27 protein-coding genes and 1 tRNA gene are annotated in these 22107 nt (G+C 73.9%); 10 read left to right on the forward strand and 18 right to left on the reverse strand.

Going from position 1 to position 22107, the window contains the following annotated elements; all coding sequences use genetic code 11:
- Positions 1-78: 78 nt before the first annotated feature.
- From ABD234_RS07170 to ABD234_RS07185, 4 genes are all read right to left on the reverse strand, one after another.
- A complete protein-coding gene (locus ABD234_RS07170; protein ID WP_038373214.1) occupies positions 79-450 on the reverse strand; it encodes a hypothetical protein in 372 nt (123 codons plus the stop codon).
- 240 nt (positions 451-690) lie between these two features.
- Entirely contained in the window at positions 691-1686 is a 996-nt protein-coding gene (locus ABD234_RS07175; RefSeq protein WP_344354784.1) for a DMT family transporter, read from the reverse strand.
- Between the two features lie 125 nt (positions 1687-1811).
- Complete coding sequence (locus ABD234_RS07180) at positions 1812-3224, reverse strand: aminotransferase-like domain-containing protein (RefSeq protein ID WP_038373212.1); 1413 nt, start codon at positions 3222-3224, stop codon at positions 1812-1814.
- 63 nt (positions 3225-3287) lie between these two features.
- On the reverse strand, positions 3288-4961 hold the full coding sequence (locus ABD234_RS07185; RefSeq protein WP_038373211.1) for an ABC-F family ATP-binding cassette domain-containing protein: 1674 nt from the start codon (positions 4959-4961) through the stop codon (positions 3288-3290).
- 165 nt (positions 4962-5126) lie between these two features.
- On the opposite strand from ABD234_RS07185, the gene ABD234_RS07190 reads away from it, so the two are divergent.
- Together ABD234_RS07190 and ABD234_RS07195 are read left to right on the forward strand one after the other, a co-directional pair.
- On the forward strand, positions 5127-6020 hold the full coding sequence (locus ABD234_RS07190) for an alpha/beta fold hydrolase (protein ID WP_051486935.1): 894 nt from the start codon (positions 5127-5129) through the stop codon (positions 6018-6020).
- Complete coding sequence (locus ABD234_RS07195) at positions 6017-6847, forward strand: alpha/beta hydrolase family protein (RefSeq protein ID WP_038373210.1); 831 nt, start codon at positions 6017-6019, stop codon at positions 6845-6847. The genes ABD234_RS07190 and ABD234_RS07195 overlap by 4 nt, the downstream gene beginning before the upstream one ends.
- A gap of 65 nt (positions 6848-6912) precedes the next feature.
- Here ABD234_RS07195 and ABD234_RS07200 read toward each other — a convergent pair whose 3' ends face one another.
- Complete coding sequence (locus tag ABD234_RS07200) at positions 6913-7137, reverse strand: hypothetical protein (RefSeq protein ID WP_038373209.1); 225 nt, start codon at positions 7135-7137, stop codon at positions 6913-6915.
- 119 nt (positions 7138-7256) lie between these two features.
- Complete coding sequence (locus ABD234_RS07205; RefSeq protein ID WP_344354786.1) at positions 7257-8300, reverse strand: PQQ-dependent sugar dehydrogenase; 1044 nt, start codon at positions 8298-8300, stop codon at positions 7257-7259.
- Between the two features lie 104 nt (positions 8301-8404).
- Between ABD234_RS07205 and ABD234_RS07210 the strand changes: the two genes are divergently transcribed.
- Positions 8405-8477, forward strand: a tRNA-Ala gene (locus tag ABD234_RS07210).
- A 48-nt stretch (positions 8478-8525) separates the two neighbouring features.
- On the opposite strand, the gene ABD234_RS07215 is transcribed toward ABD234_RS07210, so the two are convergent.
- On the reverse strand, positions 8526-8735 hold the full coding sequence (locus tag ABD234_RS07215; protein WP_038373206.1) for a hypothetical protein: 210 nt from the start codon (positions 8733-8735) through the stop codon (positions 8526-8528).
- A 113-nt stretch (positions 8736-8848) separates the two neighbouring features.
- On the opposite strand from ABD234_RS07215, the gene ABD234_RS07220 reads away from it, so the two are divergent.
- The 5 genes from ABD234_RS07220 to ABD234_RS07240 all read left to right on the forward strand — a co-directional run bounded on the left by ABD234_RS07220 (position 8849) and on the right by ABD234_RS07240 (position 11220).
- On the forward strand, positions 8849-9241 hold the full coding sequence (locus tag ABD234_RS07220; protein WP_232226415.1) for a MarR family winged helix-turn-helix transcriptional regulator: 393 nt from the start codon (positions 8849-8851) through the stop codon (positions 9239-9241).
- A 77-nt stretch (positions 9242-9318) separates the two neighbouring features.
- Positions 9319-9942 (forward strand): DsbA family oxidoreductase, encoded by a 624-nt coding sequence (locus ABD234_RS07225; RefSeq protein WP_344354788.1) that lies wholly within the window; start codon positions 9319-9321, stop codon positions 9940-9942.
- Positions 9939-10466: a tRNA-specific adenosine deaminase gene (locus tag ABD234_RS07230; RefSeq protein ID WP_038373202.1), complete on the forward strand. Its 528-nt coding sequence runs from the start codon at positions 9939-9941 to the stop codon at positions 10464-10466. Before ABD234_RS07225 ends, ABD234_RS07230 begins: the two co-directional genes overlap by 4 nt.
- On the forward strand, positions 10463-10783 hold the full coding sequence (locus ABD234_RS07235; protein WP_038373201.1) for a DMT family transporter: 321 nt from the start codon (positions 10463-10465) through the stop codon (positions 10781-10783). Before ABD234_RS07230 ends, ABD234_RS07235 begins: the two co-directional genes overlap by 4 nt.
- A gap of 35 nt (positions 10784-10818) precedes the next feature.
- Entirely contained in the window at positions 10819-11220 is a 402-nt protein-coding gene (locus ABD234_RS07240) for a DMT family transporter (RefSeq protein ID WP_038373199.1), read from the forward strand.
- Positions 11221-11353: 133 nt separating this feature from the next.
- On the opposite strand, the gene ABD234_RS07245 is transcribed toward ABD234_RS07240, so the two are convergent.
- Genes ABD234_RS07245 through ABD234_RS07255 form a run of 3 tightly spaced genes read right to left on the reverse strand, consistent with a single transcriptional unit; the run spans position 11354 to position 13799 of the window.
- Positions 11354-12718 (reverse strand): RNA polymerase sigma factor, encoded by a 1365-nt coding sequence (locus ABD234_RS07245; protein WP_084148540.1) that lies wholly within the window; start codon positions 12716-12718, stop codon positions 11354-11356.
- Positions 12718-13086, reverse strand: a complete 369-nt coding sequence (locus ABD234_RS07250) for a YciI family protein (RefSeq protein WP_038373198.1) — start codon at positions 13084-13086, stop codon at positions 12718-12720. The genes ABD234_RS07245 and ABD234_RS07250 overlap by 1 nt, the downstream gene beginning before the upstream one ends.
- Before the next feature lie 59 nt (positions 13087-13145).
- Positions 13146-13799: a DUF998 domain-containing protein gene (locus ABD234_RS07255; RefSeq protein WP_038373196.1), complete on the reverse strand. Its 654-nt coding sequence runs from the start codon at positions 13797-13799 to the stop codon at positions 13146-13148.
- 209 nt (positions 13800-14008) lie between these two features.
- On the opposite strand from ABD234_RS07255, the gene ABD234_RS07260 reads away from it, so the two are divergent.
- The gene (locus tag ABD234_RS07260) at positions 14009-14497 is read left to right on the forward strand and encodes a hypothetical protein (RefSeq protein WP_344354790.1); all 489 of its coding nucleotides are present in this window, start codon (positions 14009-14011) and stop codon (positions 14495-14497) included.
- Between the two features lie 119 nt (positions 14498-14616).
- Here the strand turns inward: ABD234_RS07260 and ABD234_RS07265 are convergent, their stop codons facing one another.
- The 3 genes from ABD234_RS07265 to ABD234_RS07275 form a co-directional block, all read right to left on the reverse strand.
- A complete protein-coding gene (locus ABD234_RS07265) occupies positions 14617-14946 on the reverse strand; it encodes an ArsR/SmtB family transcription factor (RefSeq protein WP_038373194.1) in 330 nt (109 codons plus the stop codon).
- Positions 14943-15416 carry an SRPBCC domain-containing protein gene (locus ABD234_RS07270; RefSeq protein ID WP_344354791.1) on the reverse strand — a complete coding sequence of 158 codons (474 nt, stop codon included), beginning with the start codon at positions 15414-15416 and terminating at the stop codon, positions 14943-14945. Before ABD234_RS07270 ends, ABD234_RS07265 begins: the two co-directional genes overlap by 4 nt.
- 273 nt (positions 15417-15689) lie before the next feature.
- The gene (locus ABD234_RS07275) at positions 15690-18191 is read right to left on the reverse strand and encodes a PEP/pyruvate-binding domain-containing protein (RefSeq protein ID WP_344354793.1); all 2502 of its coding nucleotides are present in this window, start codon (positions 18189-18191) and stop codon (positions 15690-15692) included.
- A gap of 51 nt (positions 18192-18242) precedes the next feature.
- Between ABD234_RS07275 and ABD234_RS07280 the strand changes: the two genes are divergently transcribed.
- Positions 18243-18428 carry a hypothetical protein gene (locus tag ABD234_RS07280; RefSeq protein ID WP_038373191.1) on the forward strand — a complete coding sequence of 62 codons (186 nt, stop codon included), beginning with the start codon at positions 18243-18245 and terminating at the stop codon, positions 18426-18428.
- A 17-nt stretch (positions 18429-18445) separates the two neighbouring features.
- On the opposite strand, the gene ABD234_RS07285 is transcribed toward ABD234_RS07280, so the two are convergent.
- From ABD234_RS07285 to ABD234_RS07305, 5 genes are all read right to left on the reverse strand, one after another.
- The gene (locus ABD234_RS07285) at positions 18446-19318 is read right to left on the reverse strand and encodes an alpha/beta fold hydrolase (protein ID WP_038373190.1); all 873 of its coding nucleotides are present in this window, start codon (positions 19316-19318) and stop codon (positions 18446-18448) included.
- Positions 19315-19974 (reverse strand): dihydrofolate reductase family protein, encoded by a 660-nt coding sequence (locus ABD234_RS07290; RefSeq protein ID WP_084148539.1) that lies wholly within the window; start codon positions 19972-19974, stop codon positions 19315-19317. Before ABD234_RS07290 ends, ABD234_RS07285 begins: the two co-directional genes overlap by 4 nt.
- A gap of 137 nt (positions 19975-20111) precedes the next feature.
- Entirely contained in the window at positions 20112-20321 is a 210-nt protein-coding gene (locus tag ABD234_RS07295) for a hypothetical protein (RefSeq protein ID WP_038373189.1), read from the reverse strand.
- Positions 20322-20424: 103 nt separating this feature from the next.
- Positions 20425-21426 (reverse strand): ketopantoate reductase family protein, encoded by a 1002-nt coding sequence (locus ABD234_RS07300; RefSeq protein ID WP_038373188.1) that lies wholly within the window; start codon positions 21424-21426, stop codon positions 20425-20427.
- 80 nt (positions 21427-21506) lie between these two features.
- Positions 21507-22055: a DUF421 domain-containing protein gene (locus ABD234_RS07305; RefSeq protein ID WP_038373186.1), complete on the reverse strand. Its 549-nt coding sequence runs from the start codon at positions 22053-22055 to the stop codon at positions 21507-21509.
- Between the last annotated feature and the right edge of the window lie 52 nt (positions 22056-22107).

Raw genomic sequence — 22107 nt, forward strand, 5'->3', positions numbered from 1 at the left:
TTCGGGTGCGGTCGAGGGGGCACGCGGCCAGGCTGCCGCTGCTGACGAGATCGGCGACGAGGACCTCGTCGCGGCCGATCAGATGATCGACAGGACGGCGCCTCCGCTGCCGGCGACCCCGTGGCGGGGCTCGGCGACCGCCACGTCGATCCGGAAGCTCGTGAACGCCTGCCCCAGCTCGCGTTCCGCCTGCGGCACGATGACATCCATCAGCTCGGCGACGGTCGCGGTGAACGCCGACTCGGAGCGGACCGCCACCCGGGCGACGAACTCCGGGCCGTCCGCGAGCCGGGCGATCAGCAGCTCTCCGTCGCACACCCCGGGCAGCGCCCGCACCGCCGCCTGGCAGCGGTGTCGCACCTGGCTGATGAATTCCTCGCACAGCGGGATGAGGGCGTCCTGCGAGGCGGGGGAGACGTGGGTGTCCGGTGCGACCTCGATGGTGGTCATGGCGTCCTCGCGGCTGGAGGGCCGACACGCGGCCCGGTCTAGGTAGAAACTCTAACTGTTAGCCAGCCTATCGATATTGTCGGCGCCCGTCAATCGGACCCCTCGCGGCACCTCGGTCGCGACAGGCGAGGACTGTCGCCGCTCGGCGGCTCCCGACTCCGCTGAGCGGCTCCCGTCGCCCGTCGGGCGAGACCCGTGGCCCACGGGCCGTTCGTACTGCGCGCCGTCGGGGAGGTCCCGTCAGGCGGGCTGGACGCTCACCTCCTCCTCCCGGGGCTCGCCGGTCGCGCTGGTCGGCGCAGAGGCGGGCGAGGCCCGACCAGTGCCGCGGGATCGCACGGCCAGCAGGGCGCAGGCGATCACGGCCAGGCCGCCGGCCGCCGTCGCGACGGTGAGGGGCTCGCCCAGCAGCAGCGCCGCCCAGCCGATGCTCATCACCGGCTGTGCCAGCTGGATCTGGCTGACCTGCGTGATCGGGCCGATGGCGAGGCCGCGGTACCAGGCGAAGAACCCCAGGAACATGCTGACCACCGCGAGATAGGCGAACCCTGCCCACTGCACGCCGGAGGCGTGGGGCAGGCCCTGGCCCATCGAGGCGACGGCGAGGACGGTCATGGCCGGCAGCGACAGCACGAGCGCCCAGGCCACCGTCTGCCACGCCCCGAGCTCCCGCGCCAGCAGCCCGCCCTCCGCGTAGCCGATTCCTGCAGCGATCACCGCGCCGAACAGGAGCAGGTCCTCGCGGTGCAGTCCGCCGAAGCCGCCGCCCTGCACCTGGGCGAAGGCGCCGGCGGCCACGGCGCCGAGCGCCGCGGCCGCCCAGAACGCCGGGCGGGTCCGCTCGCGGGTGCGCAGGACCGCCACCACCGCGGTCGCGGCCGGGAGCAGGGCGATCACCACCGCGCCGTGCGCCGCCGGGACGGTCCGCAGGGCGAAGGAGGTCAGCAGCGGGAAGCCGGCCACGATGCCTCCGGCGACGATCGCCAGGCGCAGCCATTGGCGCCCCTGCGGGCGCCGCGGGCGGGTCAGCAGCAGGGCGGCCACGGCGAGCGTGCCGGCGACCACGGCGCGCCCCGCCCCCACGAAGACGGGGGACATGGCCCCGCCGTCCACGACGATGCGGGTCAGCGGGACGGTGAGGGAGAAGGCGGCGACGCCCAGCAGCCCCCATCCGAGCCCGGAGGATCGGGATAGCGGGATCGCCCCAGAAGTAGTAGCGCTACTCTCTTGATTCATGCACCACGATAGCAGTGAGTCCTGGACATCGCGGCTCCGTCGGGGGCGGAGACACGTGCCGCACGACCAGGGCCCGGGCGCGGCGCATCGCGCGGGTCAGCGCATCTGCCGAACCCTCTCGCGGGTCAGCGCATCTGCCGGACCATCGCGCGGCCGATGATCTCGGTCCCCTCGGGGAAGCGCGCGGGATCGGGGCCGGCATAGTTCAGGCGGACGTACGGCCCGGAGGGATCGGAGGGGAACCACTCCGTCCCGGCGGCGATGAGCACGCCCTCCTGCTCGCAGTCCCGCTCCAGCTGATCCGCGTCGACCTCGTCCGGCAGGCGCACCCACAGGTTCAGCCCGCCGCGCGGCAGGCGCTCGATCCTCGCGGCGGGCATGTGCTCGGCCACGCTGCGCGCCAGCAGGTCCCGGCGCTCGCGCAGCTGGTCGCGCAGGCGGCGCAGATGGGCGCGCCAGGACGGGTCCAGGACGACCTCGGTGGCGGCGGCCTGCAGCACGGGGCTGACGTACATCGACTCGGCCGCGAGATCGGCCAGCAGCCGGTCGCGCACGGGGCCGCGCGCGATCACCGCGCCCACGCGCACCGCGGGGGAGACGCTCTTGGTCAGCGAGCGGACGTGGATGACATGCCCGGCGTCGTCGAAGGCCGCCAGCGGCGCCGGCGCCTCGTCGATGCCGAAGTCCCGCGCCCAGTCGTCCTCGACCAGGAAGGCGCCGTGCTCGCGCACCACCGACAGCACCTGGTCGCGGCGGGCCGGGGACCAGCTGGCCCCGCTGGGGTTCGCGAAGGTCGGCTGGGCATAGAACAGGCGCGCTCCCGTCCGCGCGAGGGTCCGCCCGAGATCCTCCGGCACCGGCCCCTCGGCGTCGCTCTCGACCGGCACCACCCGCACTCCGGCCTGCGCGGCCGCGAGGAGCGCGCCCCAGTAGGTGGGGGACTGGGCGACCACCGGGCTGCCGGTCGTCGCCAGGGCCCGGAAGATCGAGCTCAGGCCGCTCTGGGTCCCGGGCACCACCAGCACGTCGCGGGCGGCGACCGGGGTGATCCCCGGGGGCGTCGCCGCGGCGAGCTCGGCTGCGAACCAGGACTGCAGCGCCGGCAGGCCCGTCGCCGGCCCGCGGGTCAGCGCGCCGTGCCCGCGGGCCGCCCGGGTCAGCGCCGCCCGCACCAGCCGCTCCGGCAGCAGCTCGCGGGCCGGGTACCCCGAATGCAGGCCGATGGCGTCGGTCGCCGCATCGCGCAGCGGCGTCGACAGCAGCGGAACCCGCCCGCCGGCCGAGCGCAGGGCGCCGGTCTGCCAGCCGAAGTCCGAGGGGCGGTGCGTGCGCGCGCCGAGCACGAAGCTCCCCGCACCGGGGCGGCTCTCCACCAGGCCCAGGCCCACCAGCGTCCGCATCGCCCGCTGCACCGTCACCGGGCTCGCCCCGTAGCGGGCCGCGAGCTCGCGGCTGGAGGGCATCCGCGCACCGGCCGGGGCCGCGGCGATCCACGGCTGCAGGTCCTGGACGATGCGGTCGGCGCTGCTCGTGCTCATGCACCGACGATAGCGGTTCTCCGCGGACCTTCGGCTCAGGACTCGGAGCCCGGGGCCTGCGGCTCAGCCGCGCGGCCGGGCGACCCGTCCCTCGTCCCAGATGGGCTCGTCGCTCTCGCGGACCTCGCCATCGGCCCCGAACACCCAGAAGCGGTCGAAGTCCCGGGCGAACCACCGGTCGTGCGTGACGGCCAGGACCGTCCCCTCGAACAGCGCCAGCGCATCCTGCAGCGCCTCGGCGGAGACCAGGTCGAGGTTGTCGGTGGGCTCGTCCAGCAGCAGCATGGTCGCCCCGCCCAGCTCCAGCAGCAGGATCTGGAAGCGCGCCTGCTGCCCGCCGGAGAGCGAGCCGAACATCTGCTCCGCCGCCCGGGCCAGGTCGTAACGGGCCAGCACCCGCGAGGCGTCCTCCCGCGGCATGCCCGCCCGATGCTCGTCGCCGCGGTGGAGGATCTCCAGCAGCGTGCGGCCGTGCAGCTCGGGCCGGCCCTGGTTCTGCGCGAACCATCCGGGGCGCACCCGCGCGCCCAGCCGCGCCGTGCCGGTGTGCGGAACCGGGGCGATCTCGACCTCGCCGACGGGCGCGTGCTCGGGCTCCGGATCGGAGCCGCCGGCGGCGAGCAGCCGCAGGAAGTGCGACTTCCCCGAGCCGTTGGATCCGAGCACCGCCACGCGGTCCCCGAACCGCGCCTCGAGGTCGACGGGGTGCATCAGCCCGGTCAGCTCGAGCCCGGTGCAGACCAGGGCGCGCTTGCCGGTGCGGCCGCCGGGCAGACGCATCCGCACGTTCTGCTCGTGGGGCTGCTCCTCGGGCGGACCGATCTCCTCGAAGCGGGCCAGGCGGGTCTGCGCGGCCCGGTAGCGGGAGGCCATGTCCGAGTTGTAGGCCGCCTTCTGCTTGTACATCTGGACCAGGGCCCGCAGCTTGGCGTGCTCCTCGTCCCATCGGCGGCGCAGTTCGTCCAGGCGTGCGAAGCGCTGCGCGCGGGCGGCGTGATACGAGGCGAAGCTGCCGGGGTGCGTCCAGGCGGTGCTGCCGGCCGCCCCCAGCTCGAGCGTGACGACCGCGGTCGCCGTCCGGGCCAGCAGCTCGCGGTCGTGGCTGACGAACAGCACCCCCTTGTCGGTGGCGCGCAGCTGCTCCTCGAGCCAGCGCTTGCCCGGGACGTCCAGGGAGTTGTCCGGCTCGTCCAGGATCAGCAGCTCGTCGGGGCCGCGCAGCAGCGCCTCCAGGGCCAGGCGCTTCTGCTCCCCGCCCGAGAGCGTGGTCAGGGGGCGGTCCCCGCAGCGGTCCAGGGGGATGCCGAGGGCGGCGATCGTGCAGGTGTCCCACAGGACCTCCGCCTCGTATCCGCCGGCGTCTCCCCACGCGGCCACGGCCGCGGCGAAGGCCATCTGGGAGCGTTCGGTGCCCGCGGCCTCCATCTCCGCCTCGCGCCGCTCCAGCTCCGCGCCCGCGGCCTGCAGCGGGGCCGGGGCGACCGAGAGCAGCAGCTCGCGCACGGTGCCGCCGCGGACGAACTGGCGCATCACCCCGAGAGTGCCGGCACGGGTGATCGCCCCGGAGCTCGCGGCGACCTCGTCGAGGATGATCCGCAGCAGGGTCGTCTTCCCGGCGCCGTTCGCGCCGATCAGGGCGACGCGCTCACCCTGGCCCACCCGCAGCGAGACGTCGCTGAGCAGCGGGCGCCCGTCGGGCAGGGCATAGCCGATGGCGGAGACGTCGAGGTGGGGCATGCCTGCACGGTATGGACGCCGCGGGCGCGGCGGCAAGGGAATTAGGCGTCCGCGCCGGGCCGTGCGCGCCGGGCCGCGCCCTGCTACCCGGGGGCCGGGGGTCCCTGCCCGGCACCGGGAACCGTGGAAGACTGCGAGCAGACCCCGCCGCCAGGAGGAGCCCCCATGAGCCGTTTCTTCGACAGCCCCCTCGACCTGAGGGTGGCCGGCGGGCCGATCCGGGTCCACCGCGGCGGGGACCCGGAGGCACCGGCCCTGGTGCTGCTGCACGGCGCGATGCTCGACACCGGCCGCGGCGTGTGGCGGGAGGTCGCCCCGGCGCTCGCCGAGGACCACCACGTCCACGTGGTCGACCTGCCGCGCCACGGCGCCTCCCGCCCCTGGCGCGGCGTGCTGGACGACGACGCCCTGCGGCCGATCCTGCTCGAGCTGCTGGACCGGCTCGACCTCCCGAAGGCGGCGCTGATCGGCCTGTCCATGGGCGGCGGGCTGGCCACCGGGATCGCCCTGCGCCATCCCGAGCGGGTCGAGGCGCTGGTGGCCGTCGGCCCCGGCGGCATCGGCGCGCGGCGCCCCGCCCAGCTGCTCACCTGGGCGATGCTGCGCACCCCGGGGCTGCTGCGCGCCTCGACCCTGCTGCTGGCGCGCTCCCCGGGGATGATCCGCCGCTCCCTGGCCGGGCAGCTGGTCGCCGGCGAGGACACGCCCGGCTTCGAGGAGATCCTGCACCGGGTCATCGACGAGGCCCGCGCCAAGCAGGCCCATCACGAGCGCGTGCTGGACGACTGGCAGATCCACGCCTACGGGCCGCGGTCCATGCGCCTGGACCTGCTGCCGCAGCTGCCGCGGCTGCAGGTGCCGACGCTGTGGATGCGCGGCGACCGGGACACCCTGGTGGCGCCCGAGGAGGTGGCCGCGGCCGCAGCGGCCGCCCCCGGCTCGCAGCTGGTCACGATCCCCGACGCCGGGCACATCGTCACCTACGACCAGCCCGACGCCTTCCTCGCGGCGACCCGTGCCTTCCTCACCGAGGCTCGATCCGACAGGGAGCCGGCATGAGCGCGACCTGCCAGGTCCTGGAGGACCCCACCCGCCGGGCCCTGGACGGGGACCGGCCCCGCCCGGTGCGCATCCACCGCTGGCAGGCGGATCGCGCCGCGGCGCCGCTGGTGCTGCTCTCCCACGGCACGGGCGGCGCGGCGGAGGATCTGGCCTGGTGGGCCGAGGCGCTGCGCACGGAGGGATTCGACGTCCTCGCCCCGGACCACCACGGCAACACGCACGTCGAGCCGTACCGCGCCGAAGGCTTCGCCTGGTGGTGGGAGCGGCCGACGGACCTGAGCTTCGCCCTGGACCGGGTGCCCGCCCGGGGGCCCGTCGGCGCGGCGGGATTCTCCCTCGGCGGGTACTCGGCGGCGGCCCTGTGCGGCGCCCGGGTGGGGGCCGATGCCTACCGCGCGCTGCTGCGCAGCGCCGAGGACCTGCCGTCCCCGCCGGAGTACCCGGGGCTGCGGGAGGAGCTGAGGTCCCGCTACGGCGCGGAGGCGGCGCAGGCCTGGGCGTCGCGCGCCGCCGAGGATCTGCGCGACCCGAGGGTGCGCGCCGGATTCCTGCTGTGCCCGGCGCTGGGGCCGGCCATCGACCCGGCGAGCCTCGCCGCGATCGACGTCCCGGTGGCGGTGCGCTGGACCCGGGCGGATACCGAGACCCCGCCGGAGACCCACGGCGAGCTCTACACCCGGGGGATCCCCGGCGCCGACGGTGCGGCCGTCGGCGGGCCCGAGACGGGGCACTATGGCTTCGTGATCCCCGATCAGGTCGATGAGCAGGCGCGCGGGGAGGCCATCGAGGCGTCCGCCCGCTTCTTCCGCAGCACGCTCGGCTGATCGGCAGCCGGCGCCTCGCGCCGCCCGGCTGCCGATCCGTCCGGCTGCCGATCGGCCTCCGCCCGTCAGGACGCGGCGCGATGCTCCTGGTGATCGTCGCGCAGGTCCGTGCTCGCCGAGAGCGGGCGGGCCAGGGCGGCGCGGGTGAGGATCGGGCGGCTCTCCGTCTCCGCGAGCAGCTCGAGATGGTGACGGAGGAACTCGTCGCGCGAGAGTCCGCGGGCCATCGCCGTCCGTTCGAGGGCGCGGATGGTCTCGGGCTCGACGTCCGTGATGATCAGGTCCGACATGATGCACCTCCTGATCCATGATCCCGCGTCGGGCCGGGACACGCCAGAGCCCGTGCGGGGCGGGGGACCCCCGGGACAGTGCCGTCACCCGCCGGCGGCTGCCGCGCGGCAGAGCGCCCTCAGGGCGCGGCGATCCGCAGGATCCTGTCGTCGCCGGGCGCGGGATCTCCGCGGCCGTCCGTGTTGCCGGTGAGCACCCACAGCGAGCCGTCGGGCGCGAGCACGACGTCCCGCAGCCGGCCGTGCGTGCCCACCAGCCGCTCGCGCTGTCGGGTCGGATCCTCGAGATCGACGCTGCGCAGGCGCCGCCCCCGCAGGTTCGCGATATGGACCGTGCCCTCGGCGATCGCGATGCCGCTGGGGCTGGCCTCGGCCGGAGCCCACTGCGCGATCGGGTCGCGGAACCTCCCCTGCCCGCCGACGCCCTCGACGAGGGGCCACCCGTAGTTCGCCCCCGGCTCGATGATGTTGAGCTCGTCCCAGCTGCTCTGCCCGAACTCGCTGGCGTACATCGTCCCGTCCGCGTCCCAGGCGATGCCCTGGGGATTGCGGTGGCCCCAGCTCCACACCAGGGAGCCGGCGCGGGAATTGTCCGCCGGGGCCGTGCCGTCGGGCATCATCCGCAGGATCGCCCCGTTCGGGCTGCCCGGGTCCTGGGCGGAGTCGGGGGACCCGGCATCGCCGACGGTCGCGTACAGCATCCCGTCCGGGCCGGCCCCGAGGCGGCCGCCGTCATGGATCTGCGCGGCCGCGATGCCGTCCACGATCGTCTCCGGCGCGCCCAGGGCCAGGGATGCGGCCGTGCCCGACAGGGGCATCCGCACGATCCGGTTGTCCTGCGCGGCGGTGAGGTACGCGTAGAGGTGCCCGTCGAGCACGGCGAGTCCCAGCAGGCCGCCCTCGCCGCGGGCTGCGACGTCCTCGAGGACCGCGACCTCCCGCAGCACGCCGTCCTGCTCGGAGACCTCGAGGATCCGCCCGCTGTCGCGCTCGCTGACCAGGGCCGCGCCCTCGTGGAACACCAGAGACCAGGGGACCTCCAGCCCGTCGGCGATCACGCGCGCCTCGTCGTCGCCGGCGCCGGGCGGCGGCGGGGGAGCGGTGCAGGCGGACAGGCCGCCGAGCATCGCCCCGGCCAGCCATCCGCGGCGGGTGATGCGCATGGGCGTCCCTCCTCCCGGGGCCTCAGGAGGCCACGGTATCCGGGCCGGGCTCTGGTAGGGTGTCATCTCGGTTCCACGCCTCGCGGCGCGGCGACCACCCGCCCGGGGCTATGGCGCAGTTGGTAGCGCGTCTCGTTCGCAATGAGAAGGTCGGGGGTTCGAATCCCCCTAGCTCCACCGATGTGACGGCTCGGGACATCGTTCGCAGATGTCTCGGGACATGGTTCACGAAGCAGGGCCCCGGTTCTTGCCGGGGCCCTGCTTCTTCTGTCGGTGGCCGCGAGTGCGGTCGATGGTGGACTCGGCCAGGATTACCCTGGACTCGAGGTCGGTGACGAGGACGTCATCGCGGTCGATGAGGAAGGCGGACCTCCACTCCGGTGTCGAGCGGGAGGGACGGGCGCTGCAGGTGATCGAGCGGGGGAGATGTGACACGGCAGGGCATCGTGCTAATCTTGGTGCATGTACACACACTTAGGCGATCGGGGGACAGCGTGATCGGGGATGCGAGCGGTGCGTGGTCTCGGGTTGCGGCCTTCGCTTCGGCGGTGGATGCGAGCCTCGACAAGTGGCTCGGTGACAACTACCGACTCGGCCTGACCGAGTATCGCGCGCTGACCCTCCTGAGCCGGGAGTCGGACAAGGAGCTGCGGATCGCGGTGCTCGCGCAGCGGGTCGGCCTCACGTCGACCTCGACCACTCGCCTGGTGAGCCGCCTGGAGTCCAAGGGGCATGCCCGTCGGGATGTCTGTGCCGACGATGGTCGCGGCGTCTATGCCGTGATCGATGAGTCCGGTGAGGCCTTGCTGCGCGAGGTGCGCGAGCCGTTCGAGGCTCGCGTGCACGACCTGCTGAGCAACCCGGTGAAGCACTTCCCCCACCTCGACACCGGTCTCGTGGCCTCGGCGCTGGCGGAGGTGGGCGCACTCATCAAGCCCTGACGCCCGCAGCGTTCCGTTGCGGGCGTGCTTCTCGCCCAAATAAGTGCATGTACACACACCTAGAGAGAGGATGATCCATGCCCATCACGATCGACGTGTTCGTGGACTACGTCTGCCCGTTCTGCTTCCTCGTGGAGCCGGCGATCGAGGAACTGAAGCGCGACCGTGACGTGGAGGTCACGATCCGTCCGTTCGAGCTGCGCCCCGATCCGGTGCCGACGCTGCGCCCGGAGGACGAGTACCTGCCGCGCGTGTGGCGAGACGCGGTGTACCCGATGTCGGACCAGGTCGGCCTGCCGATCACCCTGCCGACCGTCTCGCCACAGCCACGCACCGAGAAGGCGTTCATGGTGCTGCAGCTGGCACAGGAGCGCGGCCTGGCGGAGGCGTACACCGAGGCGATGTTCGCCGCGTTCTTCCAGCAGGATCGCAACATCGGCCTCGATGAGGTCATCATCGACGTCGCCGTCTCTGTGGGCCTCGACCGGGCCGAGGTCGAAGCGGCGTTGCGGAGCGAGCAGCGACGTGACCGGCAGCGCGCCGACCAGGGCTACGCCGTGCACACGGTCGGCATCGACTCGGTGCCCGGCATCGTGATCGAAGGCCAGGTGCTGCGCGGCGTGCCGTCAGCGACCCGGCTCCAGAAGATCGTCGACGACGTCACCGAGCGCAAGGTCGCAGCACGTCCGGGGCAGTCGTGAGCACCGGGACCAGCACCCTGGCGTCGGTGATGTCGCAGGCCGTCGACGCCTGCACCGCGCATGTCGACGCAGGCGGCCTCCCGTTCGTCGGCGTCCTCGTGGGCACCGACGGTGAGGCGGCTTCGGTGTTCGGCGTGAATCGGGTCGCCGAGACCGGCGATCCGATGGCGCACGCCGAGGTCGTCGCGATGCGCGATGCCATGACTCGTCACGGTCTCGACTCCCTCGCCGGGTTCACGGTGCTGGCTACCGGGGAGCCGTGCGGCCTGTGCTACCGCTACGCGCTCGATCGCGGCATCGGCACCGTCCACGTCGCCGTCGACCGCGACGAGGTCGCCGGGTTCGGCTTCGACTATCGGGCGAGCTATCCCGCGTTCGGCATCACCGGCGCAGCACGCGACCGCCTCTACCGGCCGCTGGCCGTGCCGCACGGTGCCGACCCGTTCACCCGCTATCTGCACCACCGCACCTCCGGCCGCGCATCCGCTCGACCGGGCAACCGATTGAAAGGAACATCATCATGAGCTGGCTCTATCTCGCCATCGCCGTCGTCTTCGAGGTCGCTGTCGGCATCGCCGCCGGGAAAGCGAATGGGTTCACGCACCTCTGGTGGACGATCGCCACCCTCGTCTCGGGCGGGATCGCGACCTTCTTCCTCAGCCTCGCCCTCCTCACCTTCGACGTCGGCATCGGATACGCACTCTGGACCTCGCTCGCCGGCGTCGGGATCGTCATCGTCGGCGCCCTGTTCCTGTCGCAGAAGCTCACCTGGAAGAAGTTCCTCGGCATCCTCGTCGTCATCGGCGGCGTCGTCGGCCTCAACCTCGCCGGCACCGCCTGATCCGGCCCCCACACACTCTCGAAAGGAAAGCCTCCATGACCACTTCCACCACCTCTGCGGCCCCCATCCAGGGTGAGAAGAGGGGCGGTGCCTGGATCGCGCTGCTCATCGCTGGCGTCTTCGAGGTCGGCTACGCCCTCAGCGTCAACGGCAGCCGGGGCTTCACCGACCCGCTCTGGTCGATCATCGCCGTCGTGTTCTTCCTGTTCACCTTGTTCTTCCTCAGCGTCGCGCTGAAGCGGATCGATGTCGGGATCGGGTACGCGGTCTGGGCGGGCATCGGCGCCGTCGGCGCCGCGGTGCTCGGACCGGTGTTCTTCGACGAGACCCTGACCCTGGCCAAGGGCTTCTGGCTCGCCGTCATCATCGCCGGCGTCGTCTGGCTCAAGCTCGCCGACAGCCCCGAGCTCGACACCCGGACCCAGCCGGCCACCTGAATCCGCCGATGCCTGCGTCCTCCGCCATCTCCACCGATGTGACGGCTCGGGACATCGCCGATGTCTCGGAGCTCGGTCCACGACGCAGGGCCCCGGTTCTCGCCGGGGCCCTGCGTCGTCTGCAGGCCGGCGCTCAGACGCGTCCGGGCCTTCCTCGGGGGACGTCGGTGCAGGTCGCGGCGTCGTCGGCGGCCTGTGCGCCGCGGGGCTGCGATTCCTGCTCCGGCGCGGACCGGCGTGCTCGGCGATGGAGATAGCGCCGTTCGGTCTCGTTCTCGGTGAGGGCCGCGGCGGCACGGTACGCGTCGGCGGCGCGCTCGTGCTCGCCGAGCTGGTCGAGCAGATGGGCGCGGACGGCGTGGGTGCGCTGCGCGACGAGGGGATCCTCGGTGAGGGCGTGCTCGCGATCGAGCTGGTCGAGCAGGGCGAGGCCGCGGTGGGGGCCGAAGGCATGGGCGACGGCGACGACCCGCGAGAGGCGGATCGGCGCGGTGGGATCGAGGCGCTCGAGCCACAGGTACAGGGCGGCGATCTGGGGCCAGTCGGTCGCCTCGGCGGTGTCCGCCTGGGCGTGGATCGCGGCGATGGCCGCCTGGAGCTGGTACGGCCCGACCCGCTCCTGACGCCAGGCGTCCTCGATCAGTCGCTGGCCCTCGGCGATGAGCGGGCGGTCCCAGAGGGTGCGGTCCTGCTCGGAGAGGACCACGAGCCCGTCCTCGGGATCGGTGCGGGCATCGCGGCGCGCGTCGGTCAGGAGCATGAGCGCGAGCAGCCCCGCCACCTCGACGTCGTCGGGCAGCAGGGCGCGGAGCATCCGCGTCAGCCGGATGGCCTCGGCGGTGAGGGCGGCACGGGTCAGGTCGCTGCCGGCGGTGGCGGTGTACCCCTCGTTGAAGATCAGGTAGAGCACCCGCATCACCGCGGTGGTGCGGGCGGCGAGGTCGTCGGAGTCCCGCAGCTCGAAGCGGGCGCCGGCCTTCTTGAGGGTCTGCTTGGCGCGGCTGATCCGCGAGCCCATGGTGGCCTCGGCGGCCCCGTACGCGTGGGCGATCTCGGCGGTGGTGAGACCGCCGACCGCACGCAGCGTCAGCGCGATCTGCGAGGTCTCCGACAGCGCGGGATGGCAGCACAGCAGCAGGAGCTGCAGGCTGTCGTCGCGGTCGACGGCAGCGGGTCGGGGCGCGGCCGGATCGACCAGCACCAGATCGGTGGAGGCGGCGTCCTCCTCGCGCCGGCGCGCGGCCTGCTCCGAGCGCAGGAGGTCGATCATCCTGCGGTAGGCGACCCGGATCAGCCAGGCGCGCGGGCCGTCCGGCAGGCCGTCGGCCGCCCATCGCCGGGCGGCGACGATCAGCGCTTCCTGCACGGCGTCCTCCGCGAGGTCGAACCGCCCGAAGCGACGCACCAGCGCTCCGAGCACGTGCGGCGTCTGCTCACGCAGCACGTGCTCGATGCGAGCGAGGTGCGTCCCGCGCGCGTCGCCGGACGGAGCGGCCATCAGGCGAAGTCGTCGCCCATGATCGGCCGGATCTCCATCGGCTCGCCGAGCACCTCGACCATCCGGGCGACGATGTCCTTGGCCCGTTCGAGGCCGGAGACCTCGATGATCGCGAAGCTCGCGAGCACCTCCTTCAGCTCGGCGAACGGTCCGTCGGTCGCGGTCACGCCGGCATCGGTCCGGCGGACCGTCGTCGAGACGGCGGGGTGGCCCAGGCCTTCGCTGAGCACGAACTCCCCGGTCTCGCGCAGCTCGGCCTCGAACTTCTGATAGGCGGCGAACGCGTCCAGGGCCTCCTGGCTCGGCACGTCGGCGGTCTCGGCGTCCCACGCCTGCGCGGGCGTGTAGCTCAACAGCAGGAACTTCATGGTCGGTCTCCTTCGGCGTGTGGTGGTGTCAGTATCCGGCACGCTGCCGGCGGGTCGGATCAGGCGCGGCGCCGCAGCCGCAGCGCGGTGACGGTGATCCAGGTGAAGGCGATCAGTCCGGTGACGGCGATCTGGATGCTCGCCCCGCTCGGCGAGGTCGGCGCCAGCAGGGCGAGCGCGACCAGCCCGTTTCCGATCGAGGCCCCCACCTGCCGGCGGCGGATCGAGCGGACCAGCAGCGCGGTGCACGCTCCGGCGAGGGCGAGGAACGAGGCCGCGGCCGCGGCGGTGTGCACGATCGCATGCCAGGACATCTCCACCGCGCCGGCCGGTGCGCCTGCGGGGAATCCGTGCTGCGGGTCCATCGTGAACAGTCCGGCCAGCACGAAGCCGGCCCCGAAGACGCCCAGCAGGATCGGGGCCAGGCGCGCGCCTGCTCCGTCGACGACGAGACGGCGATGGGCGAGGGCGAGGGCAAGGCCGCCCAGGCCGGCGAGCACGAAGGTGAGCTGCTGGATCCAGCCGAGATCTCCGGTGGCGAGCTGGCTGAGCGGGTGGATGCGGATGTCGAACCCGGGCCGGGTCAGCGCCTGGCACACCGACGAGGCGAAGAAGACGGGGCCGGCGAGCGCGGCGGCGGCGAGCAGGGCGCGGGTCCGCGGACGCGCGGCGGCGTCCGGCCTGGACCTCGGGGTCGTGGCGGCGGTGGTCATGATGTCCTCCGGTCTCTCGAGCGTCGCAGCCCGGGGCGGGCGGCGTTCACGGGCACCACGGAGCCGCTCGCGCCGTCTTGACATCCCCGGCCGAGATCTCCCGTCAGAACTTCTTCGCGGCGGGATGTCGAGAACCCTGCGACCGCTCCGAGGTCCCGGTGAGCGCGGGCCGTACGAGGCCCGCACCGAGCAGCGCACAGGAGCTGATCATGACCGAGAACACCCGTACCCAGCCCGCCATCACCGCCGACCTGGATGCCGAGGCCGCGGCGCAGGAGGCGCCGCCCCTGCCCAGCGCTCGCCTTCGCGCCCTGGACCGGCTCGTCGGCACCTGGGCCGTCACCGGCGGCGCCGAGGGCACCGTCCGCTATGCGTGGATGGACGGCGGCCACTTCCTCATCCAGCACGTCGACCTCGAGCAGTTCGGCCAGAGCATCACCGGGTTCGAGGTGATCGGGCACCTGCATCCCTTCGGCGAGCCCGTGAGCGAGGAGATCGCCTCGCGCTACTACGACTCCCAGGGCAACACCTTCGACTACGTCTACGAGCTCGACGGCGGCACGCTCACCATCTGGGCCGGAGCCCAGGGCAGCCCGGCGTACTTCCGCGGCACCTTCACCGATGACGACACCGTCATGACCGGTGACTGGGTCTACCCCGGCGGCGGCGGATACACCAGCACCATGACCCGTCGGTGACCCGCGCCGCGACGAGCGGACCGCGAGACGGACGACCGGCCCCCGACCTGCACGGCAGGGCGGGGGCCGGCCCGTGCCCGGGCGGGAGGCGTCCGTGCCCGGGGGCGGGCGCGATCTGGTCAGAGGTTCTCGGCGATCTGCTTGATGGACGCCAGGCGACGGTCCCAGGCGACGCCGATCGCGTCCAGGCGCCGGGCCGTCGCGCTGAGGCCGGATCCGACGACCCGGTACCGGACCTCGCGCCCCACCTGGACGGTCTCCACGAGACCGACATCGTGCAGCACGGCGAGATGCTTGGCGATGGCCTGCCGGGTCACCGGGAGGCGGCGGGCGAGGGCGGAGGCGGAGGCGTCGCCCTCGCCGAGGGCGGCGAGGATGCTCCAGCGGGTCTCGTCGCCGAGCGCGCTGCACATCTCGACCACCGAGGGGTCGACCAGGTCGGGGCTCATGCGCCGCGCTCGAGCAGGGCGACGAGCTTGTCGAGCTCGGCGTCCCAGCCGCCCCGATGGTCGGCCATCATCTGCTGCGGGTCGCTGGTTCCGCCGAAGCCCGTCTCGACGACGGTGAGCTGCGTGCCGCCCGGGGCATCCTCGAGGGTGAAGGTGAAGACGGTGGCGCGCTCGTCGTCGACCGTCTCGGACAGCGGTCCCTCCTCGTTGCACCAGCGGTAGGACACCTCGGTGGACGGGACGAAGGTCTCGACCCGGATCGGGACCCGGCGCTCGCCGGGCCAGCCGATGGTGCCGACGGCTCCGGCGCCGGTGCCCTCGAGGGTGATCCGGCCGAACCACTGCGAGACGAGCTCGGGCTCGGTGACGGTGCGCCAGACCTTCTCGCGGGGTGCGGCGATGCGGATCGTGCGGCGCACGACGAAGGCATCGGTGTCGATCTCGGCCGGGGGGTTCTGCGTGTTCTCCATGGCGGTCTCCTCATGCGGTGTCGTCGGCGATGGGCCGACGGGGGCGGGTGCGGTGGCGGGCGTCAGTGTCGTGGCGGCGCCCTGTCCCGGTCTGCGGGATGCGGGGCGGGAGGGGAGGCCGCGATGCCGACGATGCAACTGTGTGGTTGCAGAAGAGTCTCGCACGTCGACCGCGAGCGTGCAACCGCTCCGTTGCAGGAGTTCTCGCGAAGAGATCGCGAGCCGGCCGCCCGGGGGTCGCGGTCGACCTCTCGCGGCCGGGATGCGCCCTGCTCAGCGACCGGTCCCGGCGTCCTCGTCGTGGATGCGGACGGTCCCGGCGGCGCCGTCGACGGTGATGATCTGGCCGGAGCGGATCCGCACGGTGGCGTCCGGGACGCAGATCACCGCGGGGATGCCGTACTCGCGCGCGACCGTCGGCCCGTGGGCCATCGGCGAGCCGGTCTCGGTGACCAGGCCGGCGGCGGTCATGAACAGCGGGGTCCAGCCGGGATCGGTCGTCGGGGCGACGAGGATCTCGCCCGGCGCGATCCGGGCGCCCGCAGGATCGGTGACGATCCGCGCCGGCCCGGTGGCGCTGCCGGGCGCCGCGCTCATGCCCGTGATCGCACCGGGGGTCTCGAGGGCCGGCAGGGTGGCCTCGACGTCCGTGCCGTCCGAGAGCAGCAGGACGGGGACATGTCGGCGTCGCATCTCCCGGGCATGCGCCGTGCGGCGCTGCGCCACCAGCGCGCGGGGGTCGGCGGCTGCTGCGGGCCCGGCCGGTGCCGGGGGCGGGCCGAGCACCGCGGCGACCTCGTCGAGCTCGAGGAACAGGATGTCCTCGGCCGTCTCCAGGATGCCGCCGGCCGCGAGCTCCTCGCCGATGGCCAGCAGCTCGCGCCGCATCCGCCGCAGCGGCATCAGCCACAGGAACTTCGGCAGCTCCCGCAGGCCGATGAGCATCCGTGCGCGGCGCAGCAGGAAGCCGACGGCCCGCGCCCGCAGCGGGCTGCGCGCGGCGGCCCGCTCGACCAGCTGCGCGAGCTGCGCCTCGGCCTCGGCGGCCGCGCGGGCGAAACGGCGGTCCGGGGCCTGCTCGAGGTCGGTGAGCTGGAGGTAGCCGGCGATCGCGTCGAGGATCGGGCCCGGATCGTCCTCCCAGCGGGGCACGCCGATGTCGATCTCGGCGGCGGCGCGATGCCCGTACCGGTCCAGGAAGGCGTCCAGCCCGATCTCCGGGAGGGTCCCGTCGCGGTGCCTCCGGACGAGCTCCTCGGTGGGCGTCGTGGTGAGGAGCTCCTGATGCTCGCGGGCGCCGTCGGCCAGGGACCACAGCTCCAGGTCCATCCGGGTGGTGACGTTGTGCGGCGCCCCGCGCATCACCGCCATCACCTCGGACTCCTCGGCGATGCCGTGCAGCAGGGCCGTGGCCAGCTGCTGGCACATCATGGCCGTCCACAGCGGGTTCAGCGAGTCCATCATCGGGCCCGTGAGCATCGCCCGGTGGACGGCCTCGGCGGTCTCCAGGCGCTCTCGCGGGGTCCTCGGCGCGGCGTCCGGAGCGCAGGCGGCGCGGACCACGTCGACGAGCGCGAGGCTGCGCTCGCGCTCGCGATCCGGGTGCCGCAGGGACGCGGCGATGCCGCGCAGCATCGGCGGCCCCATGCGCAGCGCCACCGTCGCCGCCGTGGCCAGCGGGAGCCTCCCGCCCCGGCGAGGCGCGAAGCGCGGGTCCTCGCACACCTGCTGCATCCCGCGTCGGACGCGGGGACCGTACAGCTCGAGCGTCCGCGGCAGGCTCCGGCGCATCCGCGCGCTGCGCACGAACGCGGTCAGGTCCAGGTACATCCGGCCGCCGATGAAGGCCACCATCGCGGGGCCCTCGGCCCGGGCGCGGGCGCCGAACGCCTCGAACCACTGGTGGGTGATCCTCTGCATCGCGGAGCGGCCCATCGGCGTGAACGGCCGCAGCATCCCCTGCATGTGGCCCGCCTCCATGTAGACCCGCGGCAGGTCCTCCGGATCCTCGGGGAGGGGGAAGAGGCTGGTGATGGCGCGGGACTGCAGCAGCCACAGGGCGCCGTCACCGTCGACGGCGAACTCGATGTCCTGCGGCGAGCCGAGGGCGTCCTGCACGCGCTCGCCGGCGGCGCGCAGCAGCTCGAGCTGCCCCGGCGCGAGGCAGCCGCGGGGCGGGGCCGGGTCACCCGCCGCGGGATCGACGGCGCCCCGACCGGGGGCCGGCATCACGTAATGGTCGGTGTCCACCGCGCCGTCGACGACGGCGGTGCCCAGCCCCGGGGCGGCGTCGACGACCATCTCGGTGCGGCAGCCTGTGACCGGGTTCGCGGTGAACAGCACGCCGGCGGCCGCCGGGGAGATCATGCGCTGGACCACGACCGCCATCCGGGATGCGCGGACGCCCTGCGCCCGGCGGTACGCGATCGCGCGCTCGGAGTCCAGGGATTCCCAGCAGGCCTCGATCGCCGCGAGCAGGTCGTCCTCGCCGCGGACGTCCAGCAGGGTGTCCTGCTGGCCGGCGAAGCTCGCCCAGGGCAGATCCTCCGCGGTGGCGCTCGAGCGGACGGCCACGGCCACGTCCTCGCCCAGCTCGCGATAGGCCGCGAGGACCTCCGCGCGGGGGATCGTCCCGGCGTCGAACGCGGCGGTGGTCAGGCAGAACCCCTCGGGGACGCGCTCGCCGGCGCGGATCAGCGCGGCGAGCCCGGCCGCCTTGCCCCCGACCTCGTCGATCCTCGCGGGGTCGATCTCGGACAGTCTCAGCACGGTCATCGTGGGGCCTCCTGGTGGGATGCGCGGCCCTCGCCATGGTAGTCATGGCCGATGATCTCCCCGCGCCGCCTCCTCGTCCCCGCAGCTCTCGGGGCCCTCGTCGTCCTCGGAGTGCTCGCCGTCCTTGCCGGCGGCGCCGACGACTCGCCGGGGCTGCAGGGCATCGGCGTGCTGCTGGTCCTGGTCGCGGCCGGGCTGGCCGTCCGGGCGGTCCGTCGGCGCCGCGACCGGCGCTGATCGCGCCGTCGCCGGCCTCAGGCCGGGCCGTCCAGGACCTCGCGCAGGCGGGCCGCGAAGGTCGCCGGGTCGTTGTGCGGCGTCCAGTCGCTCGCGGCGAAGCCGCCGTGGTCCCCGGGGAAGACCACCGGCTCCACCCCGAGCAGGTCCGCCAGGGCCTCCCCGCCGCGCCGCGCCAGCGTGCCCTCGCCCTGCTCTCCGATCGCCGGGACGATCCGCACGCCGCTGGCGAGCAGCCGGGAGGCATCGGGCCGGTAGGGCGTCATCGGCACGTTGTGGGCCAGCAGCGGATCGTCGCGGGACCCGTCGTCCGCGGTGGGCAGCCCGAACTGGGCAGGATCGGGGGCCGGACGCTCCCGGTAGTCCTCGGGCAGAGGGCCGGGGGTCATGATCAGCTGGATGAACTTCGCCATCGCCGGCCCGAAGCCCTCGCGGCGGTAGGTCTCGGCGATGTCGTCCATGGCCTGCTGGGCGATCTCGGCGTCCTCGAGCAGCAGGGTCAGCGGCGGCTCGTGGGCGACCAGCGTGCGCAGGTCCTCCGGGTGGTCGACCGCCCAGGGGAGGGCCACCATCGCCCCGCCGCTGGAGCCGAATACGTCCACGGGCCCCAGCCCCGAGTCGGCGACGACGGCGTGCAGGTCCTCCGCGTGCCGCGCGATGCTGACCTCTCCGCCCTCGGTGAGCCGGCTGCGCTCGGCCATGCGCGGATCGTAGGTGAGGACGACCCGGTCCTCGAGATGGGAGACCAGCTGCGCGAAGCCGGAGGCGCCCATCGGCGAGCCGAGGACGAACAGCGGCGGGCGGGCGGAGCCGCTGGCCGGGGTGCGCACGTCGTACGTGAGCACGGCGCCGGGCACCTCGAGGGTGCGGGTGGAGACGTCGACGCTCATGACAGCTCCTCGGTCCCGGTCCCGGCTCCCTCGCCCGCGGCATCCTCCGCGGGCCCGCCGGGCGGCGCTCCTGCCGGCCGGTAGCGGGCGACGATGACACCGGTCGCGGCGGTCTGCGCGGAGATCAGCTCGAGCGGGCGGGCCTCGCCGTCGGCGGGGAACATCCTCTTGCCGCCGCCCAGCAGGATCGGCTCGATGAACACGACAAGCTCGTCGACCAGACCCTCGGCGAGCAGGGCCTTCACGATCGTCAGGCTGCCGTAGACGTAGACGCCGCCGCCGGGCTGCGCCCGCAGCTCCTGCACGGTCGCCACCAGCTGGTCCCGGGGCACGATGGTGGTGGGGTGCCAGGTGATGTCCTGCTCGGTCAGCTCGTCGGAGACGACGTACTTGCGGGCCGCGTTGATCCAGTCGCTGAACGGGTCGCCGGAGCGCCCGGGCCAGGCCTCGGCGGAGACGCGATAGGTGCGCGAGCCCTGCAGGAGCACCTCGTGGGAGGCGGCGAAGGAGTCGACCACCGCCCCCATCACCTCGGGGTCGAAGTAGGGGAAGGACCAGCCGCCGTGCGCGAAGCCGCCGCTGGGGTCCTCGTCGGCCCCTCCGGGGGCCTGGACGATCCCGTCCAGGCTCATGAACTCGCTGACGATGATCCGCATGCCGACCTCCGGGCTCGGGTGCTGCCGCAGCGGACGCCTCGCTGCGGACCTGGCGCCAGACTACTCGTCGCGCGCCGCGGCGTCCCGGCTCGCCGGATCAGGGCGGGACCGTGCCCGCGGCGGCGCGGGCAGCGGCCTCAATCCCCCCAGGACTTCCGGATGAACGCCTCCCGGCGGCGCTGCTCGTCCAGCGCCCGGCGGCGGGCGTAGTCCCGCTTCAGCCGTGCGCGCGGATCGTGCGCGGGGTCGAGCGTCGCCGGGCCCATGACGTGCAGCAGCACCAGACGGATCCGGAACCAGGCGCGGTAGGCCCAGGAGAAGGAGTCGGAGCGCGGGACGGGGGTCATGGCGCCTCCCTGGTGACGCGGGCGTCCTCCCACGGTACGCCCGGGCGACCGCTCAGGGCAGGGGAGCGCTGCGGCGGCGGCCCCGCGCTCGGCCGGTGCCCGGTCACAGGCCCAGCTGCGCCCGCAGCTCGGCGGAGGACAGCGCACCCGGTCGGGCCCCGGTGCGGGCGGCCCGACGCGTCAGTCGCGCCAGCCCCGCGTTGACCGGCGCGGTGCGCCCGTTGCGGTGGGCGAGCGCGGCGATCTCCCCGCTGAGGTAGTCGACCTCGCTGTCGCCGGTGCCGCGGGCCAGGGACTGCCAGGTGGAGCCGCCCATCTCCTCCGGCTCCCCGGGCACCGGGCGGACCTGCAGCAGGTCCCGCATCGCCTGCTCCTCCGCCTCCGGGTTCAGGACGATGCCGGCGGCCTCGTAGATCCCGGCGGCCTCCTCCCGCGCGGCGCGGACGACGTCCCCGTCGCCGGTGCCCAGCAGCGCCTGCACCGCGTTGCCGAGGTTCCCCAGCAGCTTGCGGTGCTTCCACGGCATGACGTCCTCGACGGGATGCACCCGCAGCCCGGCCGGCGCCCAGTCCTCGGCGATGCCCGCGATCAGGGACCGGTCCTCGTCGGTGGTCAGCGCCGCCGGATACCGGGCGGCGGGGAAGATGCCGCCCACGGGCGCGCCGCGCACGATCACCTCGGCGGGCTGGAGGCGCACGGCGGGCATCCACACGCACACGCCGATCACGCGGGCGAACCAGCGCAGCGCCCGCTCCTCGGCGGCGGCGCCGTTCAGGGCGGTGAGGATCGGCAGCGCCTGTCCGGCGGTGCGCTCGCCGACGGGAGCATCGGCCCAGGCGGCGAGCGCCGCCTCGGCCTGCTGGGTCTTGGTGGCCAGGACGAGCACGTCGTCCTCGCCGAGGGTGATCTCCTCGGGGCCGGCGACGGCGGTGACCGGCACCGTCGCGTCGACCTCGGGGGTGCGCAGGCGCATGCCGGTGCGGCGCATCCGCGCGAGATGCTCCCCGCGCGCGACGAGCACCACCGCCGCTCCCTGCCGCGCGAGCAGCGCACCGATGCCCCCGCCGATCGCTCCGGCCCCGATGATCACGTATCGCCTCGTCATGTCCCCATCCAAGCGCATCCCGCCGCCGCGGGAGGCGGGGCCGGCCGTGCCGGAGGCGGGCCGGGAGGGTGCGGCGGTCCTCACGCGTCGCGCAGCAGGCCCTTCGGCATCTGCTCGAGGCCGACGGCACCCGCCAGCAGCGCGGGGTCGATGCTCTCCCCGGTGCGCAGCACGCTGATGCGTCCCGTCGGCTCGAGGGTCACGCAGGCCACCTCGTCGAGGTGGCGGACCCCGGCCAGGCGCAGGGCGGAGAGCACCTCGTCCTCGACCACGTGGGCGCGGGTCAGGTTCGCCGCGATCATGCGCGGACCGGCCATGAGGATCACGGGCGGGCTGTTGACCAGCCACGCCCCGCGCACGTGGCGGCGCAGCTGGCCGGTCACCGCCTGCAGCGCCACCAGCGTGACCAGGCTCAGCACCCCGGCGACGGCGGTGGGGGAGTCACCGAGGATCGCGCGGCCCATGATCGCGCCCAGGGCGATGATGGCGGCCAGGTCGAAGCTGGACAGGGTGGCCAGCGCCCGCTGCCCCAGGAACCGCACGATGAGCAGGATGATCAGGTAGAAGGCGACCGTCGAGATGACGATCCGCAGGGCATCGACCCCGTCCAGCCCGTACTCCAGCCACATGCTCCGCGCCCTCCGCCTCGATCCTGCTCGGGCCAGCATGATCCCACGCGAC

Origin of the sequence: Brachybacterium phenoliresistens, assembly GCF_039530785.1 — a bacterium.
Taxonomy (GTDB): Bacteria; Actinomycetota; Actinomycetes; order Actinomycetales; family Dermabacteraceae; genus Brachybacterium; species Brachybacterium phenoliresistens.

Excerpts from the sequence above, each read along its gene's own strand:
- ABD234_RS07185 (WP_038373211.1), bottom strand. The coding sequence starts at position 4,961 with ATGCCCCACCTCGACGTCTCCGCCATCGGCTATGCCCTGCCCGACGGG.
- ABD234_RS07235 (WP_038373201.1), top strand. The coding sequence starts at position 10,463 with ATGAGCTGGCTCTATCTCGCCATCGCCGTCGTCTTCGAGGTCGCTGTC.
- ABD234_RS07170 (WP_038373214.1), bottom strand. The coding sequence starts at position 450 with ATGACCACCATCGAGGTCGCACCGGACACCCACGTCTCCCCCGCCTCG.
- ABD234_RS07295 (WP_038373189.1), bottom strand. The coding sequence starts at position 20,321 with ATGACCCCCGTCCCGCGCTCCGACTCCTTCTCCTGGGCCTACCGCGCC.
- ABD234_RS07305 (WP_038373186.1), bottom strand. The coding sequence starts at position 22,055 with ATGTGGCTGGAGTACGGGCTGGACGGGGTCGATGCCCTGCGGATCGTC.
- ABD234_RS07265 (WP_038373194.1), bottom strand. The coding sequence starts at position 14,946 with ATGAGCCCCGACCTGGTCGACCCCTCGGTGGTCGAGATGTGCAGCGCG.
- ABD234_RS07255 (WP_038373196.1), bottom strand. The coding sequence starts at position 13,799 with ATGACCACCGCCGCCACGACCCCGAGGTCCAGGCCGGACGCCGCCGCG.
- ABD234_RS07245 (WP_084148540.1), bottom strand. The coding sequence starts at position 12,718 with ATGGCCGCTCCGTCCGGCGACGCGCGCGGGACGCACCTCGCTCGCATC.
- ABD234_RS07225 (WP_344354788.1), top strand. The coding sequence starts at position 9,319 with ATGCCCATCACGATCGACGTGTTCGTGGACTACGTCTGCCCGTTCTGC.
- ABD234_RS07280 (WP_038373191.1), top strand. The coding sequence starts at position 18,243 with ATGATCTCCCCGCGCCGCCTCCTCGTCCCCGCAGCTCTCGGGGCCCTC.
- ABD234_RS07300 (WP_038373188.1), bottom strand. The coding sequence starts at position 21,426 with ATGACGAGGCGATACGTGATCATCGGGGCCGGAGCGATCGGCGGGGGC.
- ABD234_RS07190 (WP_051486935.1), top strand. The coding sequence starts at position 5,127 with ATGAGCCGTTTCTTCGACAGCCCCCTCGACCTGAGGGTGGCCGGCGGG.
- ABD234_RS07200 (WP_038373209.1), bottom strand. The coding sequence starts at position 7,137 with ATGTCGGACCTGATCATCACGGACGTCGAGCCCGAGACCATCCGCGCC.
- ABD234_RS07175 (WP_344354784.1), bottom strand. The coding sequence starts at position 1,686 with ATGAATCAAGAGAGTAGCGCTACTACTTCTGGGGCGATCCCGCTATCC.
- ABD234_RS07290 (WP_084148539.1), bottom strand. The coding sequence starts at position 19,974 with ATGCGGATCATCGTCAGCGAGTTCATGAGCCTGGACGGGATCGTCCAG.
- ABD234_RS07180 (WP_038373212.1), bottom strand. The coding sequence starts at position 3,224 with ATGAGCACGAGCAGCGCCGACCGCATCGTCCAGGACCTGCAGCCGTGG.
- ABD234_RS07260 (WP_344354790.1), top strand. The coding sequence starts at position 14,009 with ATGACCGAGAACACCCGTACCCAGCCCGCCATCACCGCCGACCTGGAT.
- ABD234_RS07285 (WP_038373190.1), bottom strand. The coding sequence starts at position 19,318 with ATGAGCGTCGACGTCTCCACCCGCACCCTCGAGGTGCCCGGCGCCGTG.
- ABD234_RS07250 (WP_038373198.1), bottom strand. The coding sequence starts at position 13,086 with ATGAAGTTCCTGCTGTTGAGCTACACGCCCGCGCAGGCGTGGGACGCC.
- ABD234_RS07275 (WP_344354793.1), bottom strand. The coding sequence starts at position 18,191 with ATGACCGTGCTGAGACTGTCCGAGATCGACCCCGCGAGGATCGACGAG.
- ABD234_RS07240 (WP_038373199.1), top strand. The coding sequence starts at position 10,819 with ATGACCACTTCCACCACCTCTGCGGCCCCCATCCAGGGTGAGAAGAGG.
- ABD234_RS07270 (WP_344354791.1), bottom strand. The coding sequence starts at position 15,416 with ATGGAGAACACGCAGAACCCCCCGGCCGAGATCGACACCGATGCCTTC.
- ABD234_RS07195 (WP_038373210.1), top strand. The coding sequence starts at position 6,017 with ATGAGCGCGACCTGCCAGGTCCTGGAGGACCCCACCCGCCGGGCCCTG.
- ABD234_RS07205 (WP_344354786.1), bottom strand. The coding sequence starts at position 8,300 with ATGCGCATCACCCGCCGCGGATGGCTGGCCGGGGCGATGCTCGGCGGC.